Raw genomic sequence first — 12,926 nt, forward strand, 5'->3', positions numbered from 1 at the left:
TCACCAGCGAGGAGCCTTGCCATGTCCCTGACTGCCACCTGCCATTGCGGCGACACCAGCATCACCCTGCCCCACGCGCCCGAGAGTGCCGGCGAATGCAACTGTACCTTCTGCAGCCGCACCGGCGCCGTCTGGGGCTATTTCAAGCCAGGTGAGTTGACCATCACCGCCAAGGACCACGACCGCTTCTATTCAGCGACAGGCATGAACCAGCACCACTTCTGCGCGCAGTGCGGCATGCAGACCTGGGGCGTCTCGCCCGATTGGGCCTCAATGTACAATAGCGATGGCACGCCAAAGAACGGCGATCCCACCGCCATGCCGACGGGCCAGATCTTCGCCGTCAACCTGCGGCTGATCGATGATTTCGATTGGGAGAGTGTCGAGGTGGAGAAGATGGATGGGCGGAATAGTTGGTGAGGCAGCCCGGCTTCTAAAGGGCCCTGCCATCTCAAGAGCTTTCACACCCACGGTGTCATCCCGGCCTTGAGCCGGGATCCATCTCGAGATTTGCCACTACCGCAAGGTGGTTCGAGCGACCGATCTAGCGGCGCCTGGAGCGATCTCAGGATGGGCCCCGGCTCAAGGCCGGGGTGACACCGCGTGTGGGGCTCGTTCGATGCAAGATCCCCAAAGGCAAGCTTCTAAAATCTAGTGCCCCTCGAACGCCATCAGCGCCGACACCGCAATCTTCTCCGCCTTTAGCTTTTCCGCCCCACCCAGATCCGGCAGGTCGATCACAAACGCCGCATCGGCCACTTCCGCACCCGTGCGGCGCAGCAGGCCCACCGCCGCGACGGCCGTGCCCCCGGTGGCAATCAGGTCATCGACCACCAGCACCTTGTCACCGGCTTTGAGCACATCGGCATGAATCTCGATCGTGTCGACGCCATATTCCAGCGCATAATTCTGTCCGATGGTCTCGCCGGGCAGCTTGCCCTTCTTGCGGACCGGAATGAAGCCGACGCCCAGCGCAATGGCGACGCCCGCGCCGAAGATGAAGCCACGCGCTTCGATGCCGGCAACATGGGTAATGCCCTTGCCGCGATATTGGGCGGCGATGCGCTCGACGCTTTCCTTGAACCCTTCCGGGTTCTCGATCAGCGTGGTGATGTCACGAAACAGGATACCCTTCTTGGGATAGTCCGGAATCGTGCGCACGAGGGCCTTGAGGTCGAGCGACATGGCAAACCTTGATCGTCTGAAGAAAAATTAGCGGAGGCGCTTGCCCACCAGGTGCCGGGCGAGGACGCCGGCATTGTAGGCGGCGCTGCGCGTCACGGTGATGGCGGTTTCGCGCGCCCGGGGATTGGCGGCAACGGCCGCAATGCCGGCGCGGACGGCGGGATGACGGCTCATGGTGATGGCGGCGCCGACGACGGTCACGGCAATGCGGATGGCGGACATGACGGTCTCCCTCGACGCGTGATTTGCGCTAGCCGGAATATCGCGGCGCAGGGGGCGAATGGCAAGAGCCTGATGGGGAAGTGACCACACAAAGCGAAAGGGCCCCATGGGGCCCTTTCCTATTCCTGGCATTGAAGCCCGGTCTCTTAGTGCTCAATACCCTGCCAGATGCGGCGCTTGGTCAGGTACATCAGAGCGGAGAAGCCGATGAGGAACAGCAGGACCACGAAACCGGTCTGCTTGCGGCCGGCCAGGTGCGGCTCAGCCATCCACATCATATAGGCAGCAACGTCCTGCGAATACTGGTCCAGCGTCTGCGGCACTTCCGCTTCGCCTTCGGCCGCCACATAGGTCACGAGACCATCCGACAGCGGCGGTGCCATGCCGATGGCGTGGCCGGGGAAGTAGTCGTTGTAATGCTTGCCTTCGGCCAGGTCGAACGGGGTGCCGTCCGAATTGTGCGGTGCACTTTCCGGGACTTCCTCATGGTAGCCGTTGAGCAGCGCATGGATGTAATCCGGGCCGCCTTCCGAATAGCCGGTGAAGTAGTTGAACACCCAGAACGGGAAGGCATCGGTCACGCCGCGGGCCTTGGCCAGCACCGAGAAATCCGGTGGCAGCGCGCCGCCATTGGCGTCACGGGCATCCTGCTCGGTGGCGAAGGGCGACGGCCAGCGATCGGCCGGAACAGCCTTGCGACGGCCGCCATCGGCAGTTGCGTCGTCGACTTCATACTCGGCCGCCAGCGCCTTGACCTGCTCTTCGGAGAACGACGGGCCGCCCTCTTCCTGCAGGTTACGGAAGGCGATCAGGCGCGCACCGTGGCAGCTGGCACAGACTTCGCGGAACACCTGGAAGCCGCGCTGCAGCTGGTTCTGGTCATAGGTGCCGAAAATGCCGGCAAAGCTCCAGCTCTGCTTTTCGATATGCGGCGTCGAATGCGCATCGGCGGCGACGGCAACACCCGAGGTCCCGATAACCAGGGCCAGCGTGGTGAGGATGGTTTTAAAGTTCATCATGATGCTTTCCTCCCCCCTCACGCGTGCTTCTTGCTCAGGACGCTTTCCGAGATGCTGGTCGGCAGCGGCCGGGGCGTCTCGATGCGGCCGAGGATCGGCAGAATGAAGAGGAAGTGGAGGAAATAGTAAGCGGTGCTGATCTTCGCGAGGATCACGTAGATGCCTTCGGCCGGAGCCGCGCCAAGATAGGTCAGCGCGATGAAGTTCACCACGAAGATCCAATAGAACCACTTGAACATCGGGCGGAAGTTGCCCGAGCGGGTCTTTGCCGTATCCAGCCAAGGCAGGAAGAACAGGATGACGATCGAGCCGCCGAAGAAGATCACACCACCGAGCTTGGAGTCGATGAACAGGATGTTGAAGTCGATGGCGCGCAGGATCGCGTAGAACGGCAGGAAGTACCATTCCGGAACGATATGGGCCGGCGTTACCTGGCTGTTGAACTGGATGTAGTTATCCGGGTGACCCAGGATGTCCGGTGCAAAGAAGGCGAACCAGCAGAACGGGATCAGGAACAGCACCATGCCGAACGCGTCCTTCATCGTGTAATACGGATGGAAGGGAAGCGTATCGCGGCTGTCCTTGACGTCGACGCCGACCGGATTGTTGTTGCCCGGCACATGCAGGGCCCAGATGTGCAGCGCAACGACGGCCGCGATCACGAAGGGCAGCAGGTAATGCAGCGAGAAGAAGCGGTTGAGCGTCGGATTGCCGACCGAGAAACCGCCGCGCAGCAGCTCGAGCAGCGGGGTACCGATAACCGGGATGGCCGCGAAGATATTGGTGATCACGGTGGCAGCCCAGCCAGACATCTGGCCCCATGGCAGCACATAGCCCATGAAGGCGGTTGCCATCATCAGCACAAAGATCAGCACGCCGAGGATCCACAGGATCTCGCGTGGCGCCTTGTAGGAGCCGAAATACATGCCACGGAAAATGTGGATGTAGACGGCGGCAAAGAACATTGAAGCGCCCACGGCGTGGAACGACTGGATCATGCGGCCGCCATTGACGTCGCGGCGGATATGCTCGACCGAGTCGAAGGCCATGGCGACGTTTGGCGTATAATGCATCGCCAGGATCACGCCGGTGACGATCTGGATACCCAGGCACATCACGAGGATGGCGCCGAAAGTCCACCAGTAGTTGAGGTTCTTCGGCGTCGGGAAGTCCATCAGGTGCTCTTTGGAGAACCGGATGATCGGCAGGCGTTCATCGAGCCACTTCTCGATGCCAGTGCCGGGCGTATAAGTCGAATGTTCTGACATTGGTGCCCCCACTAACCGATCTGGACCAGCGTATCGCTGAGGAATTCATAAGGCGGCAGCACCAGATTGGCCGGTGCTGGCCCGCGACGGATGCGGCCGGCACTATCGTAGTGCGAGCCATGGCAGGGGCAGAACCAGCCGTCGAAATCACCCGAATCGCCCACCGGCACACAGCCGAGGTGGGTGCAGTTGGCGATCATGATCAGCCACTGGGCGTGGCCTTCCTTGGTGCGCTGCTCGTCCGTTGCCGGATCCTTGAGCTCGCTGAGCGGAACCGCCCGCGCCTCGTCGATCTCGGCCTGGGTGCGGTGACGCACGAAGACCGGCAGACCGCGCCAGGTAATGGTCACCGACTGCCCCTCGGGAATATTCGCGAGGTTGAATTCGATGCTGGCGAGTGCCAGCGTCGAAGCGTCGGGATTAAGCTGGTTGATCAGTGGCCAGACCGTTGCGGCAGCGCCGACGGCGGCCACAGAGCCAGTTGCGACGAAGATAAAATCCCGCCGAGTCGTTGAATGGTGAGCTTGCGTGGCCAAGGTCCGTATCCCCGTACAATCACATTTGACGCGGCCGGCAGCGGCTAAACCAAATCACGCATACGCAGAATCGGCAGCCGTCCGCCCTCAAGCGGCCCGTCAGTTGGGCTCTTTTTGCACTGTCCCAGACACTTGTCCAGTGCGCCTAAGAATGACACCGATCAACTGCGACACTATACCCGCACTATCGCGCACGCCGGCCCCGCCAGCCGCCCGCCAATGCTCTGTTTTGGGAAATTCGCAATGCCGGTCGACCTCGCCCTCTATCAACCCGATATTGCCAACAATACCGGCACGCTGATCCGCCTCGGCGCCTGTCTCGGCACCACGATCCACCTGATCCACCCGACCGGATTTCCCTTTTCGCCCAAGGCGCTGGCTCGGGCGGGGATGGATTATGTCGATCATGCCGCGGTGCAGGAGCATGTCAGCTGGACGGCCTTTGATCAGTGGCGGCGGGAGCAGGGCCGGCGGCTGGTGCTGTTGACCACCAAGGCGGAGACCTCGGCCTATGGCGTGGCTTACGAGGACCAAGATATCCTGATGGTCGGCCGCGAAAGCGCCGGCGTACCCGATACCGTGGCCGACCTATGCGACCTCAAAGTGCGCATTCCGATGCGGGACGGTTTGCGCTCGATCAATGTGGCGCTGGCCGCAACGCTTATCCTGGGCGAAGCAAAAAGGCAGACCGACGGGTTTACAGGGCTCACATGACGGTTCATTTCACACAAGACCGTTTGCAAACTCTGCTGCGACGGCCATCTGACGGCGCCTTCTGCGCTTCCGGTGCTCACGTACTCATGTACGCTCCGCTCCGGTTCTCGAACGCACCGTCATCTGACTCGTCACAGCGAGTTATCAAACGATCTTGGATACCATGACACTTCCACACGACATCGAGGCCAAGAAGGCCACAGCCCAGGCCTGGTTCCGCAGCCTGCGCGACCGGATCACCGCCGCTTTCGAGCAGATCGAGGCCGACGTCCAGGGCCCCAATGCCGATATGACGCCCGGCAAATTCGAAATTTCCCCCTGGGATCGCGCGGCCGGTGGCGGCGGCGAAATGGGCATGATCCATGGCCGGGTTTTCCAGAAAGCTGGCGTCCATATTTCCACGGTGCATGGCGAGTTTTCGGCGGACTTTGCCAAGCAGATGCCGGGCACCGAGGAAGGCGCCAAATTCTGGAGCTCGGGCATTTCGCTGATCGTGCATCCTTGGAACCCCAATGTTCCGGCCGTGCATATGAACACGCGCATGATCGTCACCGGCAAGCAGTGGTTCGGCGGCGGCGCCGACCTGACCCCGGTGCTGGATCGCCGCCGCACGCAGGATGACCAGGACACCGTGGATTTCCACGCCGCCATGAAGGCCGCCTGCGACCAGAACCTCGGCGTCGACTACCAGCGCTACAAGGCTTGGTGCGACGAGTATTTCTTCCTGCCACACCGCAACGAGCAACGCGGCACCGGCGGAATTTTCTACGACCACCACAACTCCGGCGACTGGGATGCCGACTTCGCATTCACCCAGAGCGTCGGCCAGGCCTTCCTCGGCATCTATCCCGAACTGGTCCGCCGCAATTTCGAGACACCCTGGACCGACGCCGACCGCCACGAACAGTTGGTGCGCCGCGGCCGTTACGTCGAGTTCAACCTGCTCTATGATCGCGGCACCACCTTCGGCCTCAAGACCGGTGGCAATGTGAATTCGATTCTCTCATCCATGCCGCCGGAAGTGCGCTGGCCCTGACATGACCCTCTCCGCCGTCGAGATCATCGGCTACCGTTCCGTCCGCAAGATCCGGTTTCCGGTGCGGCAGCTGACGGTGCTGGTCGGCGGCAATGGCGTGGGCAAGACTAATCTGTATCGGTCGCTGGAGCTGCTGCAGGCCGCAGCGCGCGGCACGCTGGCTCAGGAAATCGCTGCCGAGGGCGGGCTGGCTTCGATCTTCTGGGCCGGCGGCAAGAACCTTTCGCCCGACGGCAGCTTCGATCCGATGTACCGCACCGACGGCTATCGTAAGCACGAGGGCAATAGCCTCCGCCTCTCGGCCGACTTTGCCGATCTGGGCGATGGCAGTTTCGATCCGACCTATGCGCTAGAGGTCAGTTTTGCACCCGCCAAGGGCGTGGCCGCCTTTCCCAACGAGGCGCAGATCAAATCCGAAAGCCTCGACTGGCGCCAGCGCGGCAAAGCGGTCAGCCTGCTCGATCGCAAGGGCGGTTCAGCCTGGGCCCGCGATGCATCCGGGCGGCGCGAACTGGCCAATGACGACCTGCTGGCCAGCGAAACGGCCCTGGCGGTCTTATCCGGTCGCTCGGAAATCGCCCTGGTACGAGATTCCCTGATCGCCTGGCGCTTCTTTCACGGCTTCCGCACCGATGCCGAGTCGGCGCTGCGCAAGCCATCGCGGGCGGTGACCTCACCTATCCTCGCGTCGGATGGCAGCAATCTGGGCGCGGTCTTTGCCACCCTGCGCTATATCCGCGGCGACACGATCGACCTCGATCGCACCGTTGAGGATGCCTTTCCTGGCGCCGAACTGGTGATCCCGGAGGTCGGCGAATTTGCCAGTTTCGGCATGCGCTATGCCGAAATGCCCAAGCGGGTTTTCGGTCCGCATGAACTGTCCGACGGCACGCTGCAATTCCTGGCACTGGCCGGTGCCCTGCTCTCCTATCGCCTGCCGCCCTTCATCGCGCTCAACGAGCCCGAAAACAGCCTGCATCCGAGCCTTCTGCCCATGCTGGCGCGGCTGATCGTCAAGGCGGCCGAACGCAGCCAAGTCTGGGTCGTCACCCATGCCCGCGAGCTGGCCGATGCCATTGCCGCTGAAAGCGGTGTGCTGCCCCGCGAGGTCATCCGCAATGACGACGGCACCTGGATCGAAGGGCTCGGCCAGTTCGGCGACTTCACCGACGACTAAACTCGGAACCCCTGCCCCGCGAGCACGTTTCTCCCAACCCTAGAAAACGGGAGATGAGACAATGAAACGCTTTGAATCTGGCTCGCTGATCCCTGGTGCCACCTGGCACGCGGAGGCTGAAAGCGAAGCCGAAGTGGTTCGCCGCGCCGTGGAAAACCTGCGCGCCTATCATGGTGAGTCCGAAATCCGCCCCGACATGATCGAGCGGATCAAGGAACGCATCGTCGATACAGACGAAGGTCCCAAGACCAAGCACTAGACGCGGACCAGCGTCAGCAGTTCGGCCTTCCCCAGCGTAAAATCGCTGTCGATCCACAGCCGCTCAAGACGCGCCAGTTCCACACCCAGAGCCGGTCCCGGCGCCATGCCGAGGCCGGTCAAGTCATGTCCGCTGAGCGGAAACGGCGGTACGACCAATTTGGCCAGCACCCGCGCCGCCTCCGACAGTCGCGCCATGCCCCAATGGCCGAGGGAGGCCGCTGCCGCAAGCCCCTCCACTGCCGCTTCGCCATGGCGATAGGCGGCTTCGGCGAGTTTGTCGTCTGCCAGCAGAGACGCCGCTGCCATGACCGATTTGGCAACGCTAATCGTCTCATTGGACAGCCGCCAGGCGTCCTGCAGCGCATCGGTATCCTGTCCCGCCAACAGCGCCAGCCGCGTCGGTGACGCCTGCCCGCCAAGGCTCTCATACGCCACTAACGCGCGCAGGGCTTCGTCGCTCAACGGCAGCAGGCGGATTTCCGACATCACTGCCAGCGACAGCGCTACCTTGGGCAGCGCCAGCATGCGCATGACCTCATGGCCGACGCGCTCGCGCGACAGGTGATCGAGCCTGCCAACCGCTGCTGCACAGGCCGTCAGCCCATCGGGATCGAGTCGCTGTTCGCCATGGCTCGCCGAAAGACGGAAGAAGCGATAGGCGCGCAGCCCGTCCTCGGCGATGCGCTGGCTGGCATCGCCAATGAAGCGGACGACGCCGTTGCGGGCATCTTCGACACCGCCCAGCGGGTCATACAGGGTGCCGTCGGCTGCGCAGTACAGGGCGTTCAGCGTGAAATCGCGACGTTTGGCGTCCTCCACCCAATCGGTGCCGAAAGCCACCACGGCGTGTCGGCCATCGGTCTCGACGTCCTGGCGCAGAGTGGTGACCTCGGCCAGCACCTCGCCGAGTTTCAGCGTCACCGTGCCGTGGTCGATACCGGTCGGATAGACGGAAATACCCGCTGCCTTGGCCCGCGCCATCACCTCGTCTGGGACCAGCTCGGTCGCCATGTCGATATCGCCGCCATGCGCCCGGCCCATGATCGTATCGCGCACCACGCCGCCAACAGCGCGGGTGCGGCGCTTGTGGCCGTCCAGCGCGGCAAAGATCGCCTGGATTTCGGGACGATGCAGCCACCCCGCTTGCTCCAAGTCGTTCATGTGGCCGCCTCACTCATCGCCAGGTCGCGGAAGCGGCGGGTCAGGTTGGCGGTAATGCCCCAGATGCGATGGCCGTCATGATCGATCTGCCAGGTGCGATGTTCCTTGCCGTCGCGCCTGATGGAAAACTCGCCATAGGCCTCGGGCAGCATTATGCGCTGTAGCGGCACCTCGAACACCGAATGTACCTCGCCCGGATTGGGCACGAAGGGGCCACTCGGCTCGACCGTCGCGACGACGGGGGTGATGAGATAATTGGTGCCGGTGAAATAGGTCGGCATAAAGCCGATCACCGTCGCATCCGCCCGCTCCATGCCGACCTCCTCGAAGGCCTCGCGTAGAGCAGCCGCGGCAACATCCTCGTCCTCGGCATCGACCTTGCCACCCGGAAAAGCCACCTGCCCCGAATGGGCCCGCAGGTCCGGCGAGCGCTCGGTATAGAGCACGGTATGACCCTCGGGCCGCCGCACCAGCGCGATCAGCACCGCCGCCGGCACCGGCGGCCGGCTGAACGGCTTTTGCGGCGCCCAATCCGGCACCAGCGTCTCCGCAGCCGGCAAGGGCGGCGGCGCAGCAAGCAGGCGGGAAGCCAGGCGGGAGATGATGGTGTCGTCGGACGACAAGGGGATACCGGAAAATGAGTCTTGGAAGCGGGAGCTTAGTGCAGATGGAGGGATCGGAGTACCCCCACCTAACCTCCCCTTGATAGGAGGAGGAATCCGCGCTGTGGATTTGGCAAGATATTGCCCCAGACTGGATCAGTCCCTCCCCCTATCAGGGGGAGGCTAGGTGGGGGTATCCAACGAAAACTCCGTCTTCGCCGCTTATTCCTGCCAGGCCGCGATCGGCCCGCTCAGCGTCGTCGCCAGGCTCTTGTCCTCGGCATAGACCAGCACGCGGCTCGGATCGACCGGGCCGGGGAAGGCGATATTGCCCAAGGTGGTCGGCTCCCAGCCGAGCGGGCAATAATAATCGCGGTCACCAACCAGCATGACGAACTGGCCATCGCCGCGCGCCAAAGCGCGTTTGGTGACTTCGCGGGCCAGCAGCTTGCCGGCGCCGAGCTTGCGGAAATTGGGGTGGGTGGCCAGCGGGCCCAGCATCCAGCCGTTGAGGCCGCCGATGGAAATCGGCGTCATCCACACCGAACCGCAGGCCTCGCCTTCGACTTCGGCAATAAGGCTCAGGCTGGTGTCGATCTTGAAGCGCTCGCGAATGCGATAGGCCGTCTTGGCAAAGCGGCCCGGACCGAAGGCAATCGCCTGCAGCTCGTCGACAAAGGCGTCATCGGCCTCGGTGGCGTAACGAACAGTGGGAATGCGAGCGGGCGAAGCGGAGACAGCAGCAGGTGCAGCCGAGGGCGCGGAAGGGGTCATGACAATGATCCAGAATGGGGATGCGTAGGACAAACCGGGCACCCCTTGGGGCGCCACTTCAAAGACCGCTTACGGTCGTCGTGTGTCTCGCAAAACCTTTACCATCCTGGGCGCCTCCGACGCCTGATTTCGCATTAGCACCATGGGGGCCTCGCGTAAAACAAAAATCATGGCCAAAGGTCCATTTTCAAGAACTGCAGGGCGTCTGTGTTCAAAATGCACAACACTTCGTTATGGCAGAGCCGCCTTATCGCTCTCACGGCCCTGCTCTATGTGTCAGGCAATGCAAATCAATGCGCGGGATCAGACCCGCACATCGCGTCGACAACATGACGGAAAGGGCTTGATCGTGGGACAATTGATCGACGGAAAGTGGTCCACCCAGTGGTACGACACCAAGGCGACCGGTGGCGAGTTCAAGCGCAGCCAGGCCGGCTTCCGCAATTGGGTCACCGCCGACGGCAGCGCCGGCCCCTCCGGCGAGGGGGGCTTCAAGGCCGAGGCGGGCCGCTATCACCTCTATGTCTCGCTCGCCTGCCCCTGGGCGCATCGCACGCTGATCTTCCGCAAGCTGAAAAATCTGGAAGATCTGATCTCGGTTTCGGTGGTTTCCCCAAAGATGCCCGATGAAACCGGCTGGAGCTTCGACACAGCCACCGGCTCAACCGGAGATGCGCTGTTCGGCAAGGATACGCTCTGGCAGGTCTATACCAAGGCCCAGGCCGACTATACGGGCCGCGTCACCGTGCCGGTGCTATGGGATAAAAAGACCGGGACGATCGTTTCCAACGAGAGCTCGGAAATCATCCGCATGTTCAACTCGGCCTTTGACGAGCTGACCGGCAATACCGACGATTTCTATCCCGAAGAGCTGCGCGGCAAGATCGATGCGATCAATGCCCGCGTCTATGACGACATCAACAATGGCGTCTACAAGGCCGGCTTCGCCACCACGCAGGAGGCCTATGAAGGTGCCTTCGACAAGCTGTTCGCGGCGCTCGATTGGGTCGAAGGCCTGCTGGGCGAAACCGCCTACCTGACCGGCGACACCATCACCGAAGCCGACTGGCGCCTGTTCACCACTCTGGTGCGCTTCGATGCCGTCTATGTCGGCCACTTCAAGTGCAACCGCCAGCGCATCGCCGACTACGAGAATATCTCGCATTATCTAAAGGCACTCTACGAACAGCCCGGCGTCAAGGAAACGGTCGATCTCGACCACATAAAGACGCATTACTACTGGAGCCACATCACCATCAACCCGACCCGGGTGGTGCCAAAGGGTCCGGAGCTGGAATTCCTGAAGTAGACTAGTAGCCCCACTCGTCGCGGCGCGGCGCATTGTCGAAATATTCGTCGATGCGCTGCGACGTGGCCGGCGTCACCTTCTCGGGCAGCGCATGGCGGTCGAACCAGGCCACCTCGGCAATCTCCCGGTCGGGCCGCTTGTCGTGGTCCTTCTCGAAGGCCTTCGCCACATAGAAAACCACATGGTCGCGGTTCGTCACCGGGCTGGTATTGTGATAGATGCCGAAGAGCTGCATGGAACCGATCACGCGGTAGCCGGTTTCTTCCAGCGTCTCCCGAGCCCCAGCATGTTCCAGCGTTTCACCCGGACTGACCCCGCCACCGGGGAACTGCCATCCCGGCACATGCTGATGCCGGATCAGCAGCACCCGATCGCCATCGACCAGCATGACGCGCGACCCCATGGTCAGCCGATGCCACAGCCCCTTGGCGGTCAGAAACACCTTGGCGACAAGCTGCTGTGTGCGCGTCATCTGCATGAATGCTCTCCTAGCTCCGTCACCGGTAGCAGAGGTTTGATGACGACAAAATCGGTCCGTTGGGCGATTGACCGTTTTCTTGCCCCTCCCCTTCTGGCATTACGGCCGCGATGATTACTCTCGCTCATATTTCCGACATCCACCTGTCTCCCATGCCCGACGTGGTTTGGCGCGACCTATTGGGCAAGCGGCTCACCGGCTTCCTCAACTGGAAGCTCAAGCGCCATGGCGAGCTCAACAGCGCCACGCTGACCGATCTGGTCACGCATATGCAGGCACAGAATGCCGATTTCACGGCAGTGACTGGCGATCTGGTCAACCTGGCGCTGAAATTCGAAGTCGAGCGCGCCGGCGATTGGCTGAAAGCTCTCGGCCCGACCGACAAGGTGGCCGTCTGCCCCGGCAATCACGATGCCTATGTGCCCGGCGCACTGGAATCCGCGCAGGATATCTGGGGCGATTATATGAGCGGCGAAACGCTGGACGAGGCTATCTTCCCCTTCGTGCGCCGCGTCGGCGATGAACTGGCCATCATCTCCTGCTCCAGCGCCGTGCCGACGAGGCCATTCCTCGCCATTGGCCGCTTTGACGAAAAGCAGGCCGAGCGGCTGGGGCGCATTCTCAAGGTGATGGGAGAAGCCGGCTATTTCCGCACCGTGCTGATCCACCATCCGCCCAATCCGGAATTGCAGCACCCGTCGTTTGGCTTAAAGGGCCACAAGCTGTTCCGCCAGGTGATTGCCGAGCATGGCGCCGAACTTGTGCTGCACGGCCATACCCACCGCTCCTCGATCCATTCGATTCCCGGCAAGGGCAAGGAAGTCCCGGTGGTCGGCGTCGCCGCCGCCAGCGCCGCCCAAGGCGGCACGCTGGACGATCCGGCCCGCTACAACCTCTTCCGCATCGAACGCGTCGGCGAAGGCTGGACCTGCACGATGCGGGAGTACGGCTTTCAGCGGCTGGGGACGGATATTGTGATGCGGTTGCAGATGCGGATCTGCTGAGCGTGCCGCAGGCAAAATCGCGCCAGCGGCGCGATTTTAGCGATGCAGGCCCGAAGAGCTACGCTCGCAGGGCCCAGATGTGCCGCACACTCGATCTGCAACCAAATGCTGGCCCCGTGCGCAAACCTACCCCACTCGCCCCTTCGGGGCCACCCTCCCCACAAAGTGGAGGGATGAGAA

General features: G+C 62.4%; 16 protein-coding genes. 7 read left to right on the forward strand and 9 right to left on the reverse strand.

The genetic code is table 11. From position 1 onward, the window contains the following. The first annotated feature begins 21 nt into the window (after positions 1 to 21). Complete coding sequence (locus BM045_RS08710; protein WP_092182255.1) at positions 22 to 420, forward strand: GFA family protein; 399 nt, start codon at positions 22 to 24, stop codon at positions 418 to 420. Positions 421 to 651: 231 nt separating this feature from the next. Here BM045_RS08710 and apt read toward each other — a convergent pair whose 3' ends face one another. From apt to petA, 5 genes are all read right to left on the reverse strand, one after another. Next, complete coding sequence (gene apt / locus BM045_RS08715) at positions 652 to 1,185, reverse strand: adenine phosphoribosyltransferase (RefSeq protein ID WP_092182257.1); 534 nt, start codon at positions 1,183 to 1,185, stop codon at positions 652 to 654. A 27-nt stretch (positions 1,186 to 1,212) separates the two neighbouring features. Continuing rightward, on the reverse strand, positions 1,213 to 1,407 hold the full coding sequence (locus BM045_RS08720; RefSeq protein ID WP_092182259.1) for a hypothetical protein: 195 nt from the start codon (positions 1,405 to 1,407) through the stop codon (positions 1,213 to 1,215). Between the two features lie 146 nt (positions 1,408 to 1,553). Beyond that, the gene (locus tag BM045_RS08725) at positions 1,554 to 2,426 is read right to left on the reverse strand and encodes a cytochrome c1 (RefSeq protein ID WP_092182261.1); all 873 of its coding nucleotides are present in this window, start codon (positions 2,424 to 2,426) and stop codon (positions 1,554 to 1,556) included. Positions 2,427 to 2,443: 17 nt separating this feature from the next. Continuing rightward, positions 2,444 to 3,694: a cytochrome b gene (locus BM045_RS08730; protein ID WP_092182263.1), complete on the reverse strand. Its 1,251-nt coding sequence runs from the start codon at positions 3,692 to 3,694 to the stop codon at positions 2,444 to 2,446. A gap of 11 nt (positions 3,695 to 3,705) precedes the next feature. Further along, on the reverse strand, positions 3,706 to 4,230 hold the full coding sequence (petA, locus tag BM045_RS08735; RefSeq protein ID WP_092182265.1) for a ubiquinol-cytochrome c reductase iron-sulfur subunit: 525 nt from the start codon (positions 4,228 to 4,230) through the stop codon (positions 3,706 to 3,708). A 243-nt stretch (positions 4,231 to 4,473) separates the two neighbouring features. Between petA and BM045_RS08740 the strand changes: the two genes are divergently transcribed. The 4 genes from BM045_RS08740 to BM045_RS08755 all read left to right on the forward strand — a co-directional run bounded on the left by BM045_RS08740 (position 4,474) and on the right by BM045_RS08755 (position 7,416). Beyond that, positions 4,474 to 4,944: a tRNA (cytidine(34)-2'-O)-methyltransferase gene (locus BM045_RS08740; protein WP_092182267.1), complete on the forward strand. Its 471-nt coding sequence runs from the start codon at positions 4,474 to 4,476 to the stop codon at positions 4,942 to 4,944. Between the two features lie 163 nt (positions 4,945 to 5,107). After that, a complete protein-coding gene (hemF, locus tag BM045_RS08745) occupies positions 5,108 to 5,980 on the forward strand; it encodes an oxygen-dependent coproporphyrinogen oxidase (RefSeq protein WP_092182269.1) in 873 nt (290 codons plus the stop codon). A gap of 1 nt (position 5,981) precedes the next feature. Further along, positions 5,982 to 7,157 carry an AAA family ATPase gene (locus tag BM045_RS08750; RefSeq protein WP_092182271.1) on the forward strand — a complete coding sequence of 392 codons (1,176 nt, stop codon included), beginning with the start codon at positions 5,982 to 5,984 and terminating at the stop codon, positions 7,155 to 7,157. Positions 7,158 to 7,218: 61 nt separating this feature from the next. Further along, positions 7,219 to 7,416 carry a DUF1059 domain-containing protein gene (locus tag BM045_RS08755; RefSeq protein ID WP_092182273.1) on the forward strand — a complete coding sequence of 66 codons (198 nt, stop codon included), beginning with the start codon at positions 7,219 to 7,221 and terminating at the stop codon, positions 7,414 to 7,416. On the opposite strand, the gene BM045_RS08760 is transcribed toward BM045_RS08755, so the two are convergent. From BM045_RS08760 to BM045_RS08770, 3 genes are all read right to left on the reverse strand, one after another. Then, positions 7,413 to 8,579, reverse strand: a complete 1,167-nt coding sequence (locus BM045_RS08760) for a CCA tRNA nucleotidyltransferase (protein WP_092182275.1) — start codon at positions 8,577 to 8,579, stop codon at positions 7,413 to 7,415. The genes BM045_RS08755 and BM045_RS08760 overlap by 4 nt on opposite strands. Beyond that, on the reverse strand, positions 8,576 to 9,202 hold the full coding sequence (locus BM045_RS08765) for a CoA pyrophosphatase (protein ID WP_170848442.1): 627 nt from the start codon (positions 9,200 to 9,202) through the stop codon (positions 8,576 to 8,578). Before BM045_RS08765 ends, BM045_RS08760 begins: the two co-directional genes overlap by 4 nt. 201 nt (positions 9,203 to 9,403) lie before the next feature. Continuing rightward, on the reverse strand, positions 9,404 to 9,955 hold the full coding sequence (locus tag BM045_RS08770) for a GNAT family N-acetyltransferase (RefSeq protein WP_092182279.1): 552 nt from the start codon (positions 9,953 to 9,955) through the stop codon (positions 9,404 to 9,406). 349 nt (positions 9,956 to 10,304) lie between these two features. Between BM045_RS08770 and BM045_RS08775 the strand changes: the two genes are divergently transcribed. Further along, positions 10,305 to 11,264: a glutathione S-transferase family protein gene (locus tag BM045_RS08775; RefSeq protein ID WP_092183166.1), complete on the forward strand. Its 960-nt coding sequence runs from the start codon at positions 10,305 to 10,307 to the stop codon at positions 11,262 to 11,264. A gap of 1 nt (position 11,265) precedes the next feature. On the opposite strand, the gene BM045_RS08780 is transcribed toward BM045_RS08775, so the two are convergent. Continuing rightward, on the reverse strand, positions 11,266 to 11,742 hold the full coding sequence (locus tag BM045_RS08780) for an NUDIX domain-containing protein (RefSeq protein ID WP_092182281.1): 477 nt from the start codon (positions 11,740 to 11,742) through the stop codon (positions 11,266 to 11,268). A 110-nt stretch (positions 11,743 to 11,852) separates the two neighbouring features. On the opposite strand from BM045_RS08780, the gene BM045_RS08785 reads away from it, so the two are divergent. Then, positions 11,853 to 12,746 carry a metallophosphoesterase family protein gene (locus BM045_RS08785; RefSeq protein ID WP_092182283.1) on the forward strand — a complete coding sequence of 298 codons (894 nt, stop codon included), beginning with the start codon at positions 11,853 to 11,855 and terminating at the stop codon, positions 12,744 to 12,746. The last annotated feature ends 180 nt before the right edge of the window (positions 12,747 to 12,926 follow it).

The organism is Devosia sp. YR412, assembly GCF_900110945.1.
Lineage (GTDB): Bacteria > Pseudomonadota > Alphaproteobacteria > Rhizobiales > Devosiaceae > Devosia.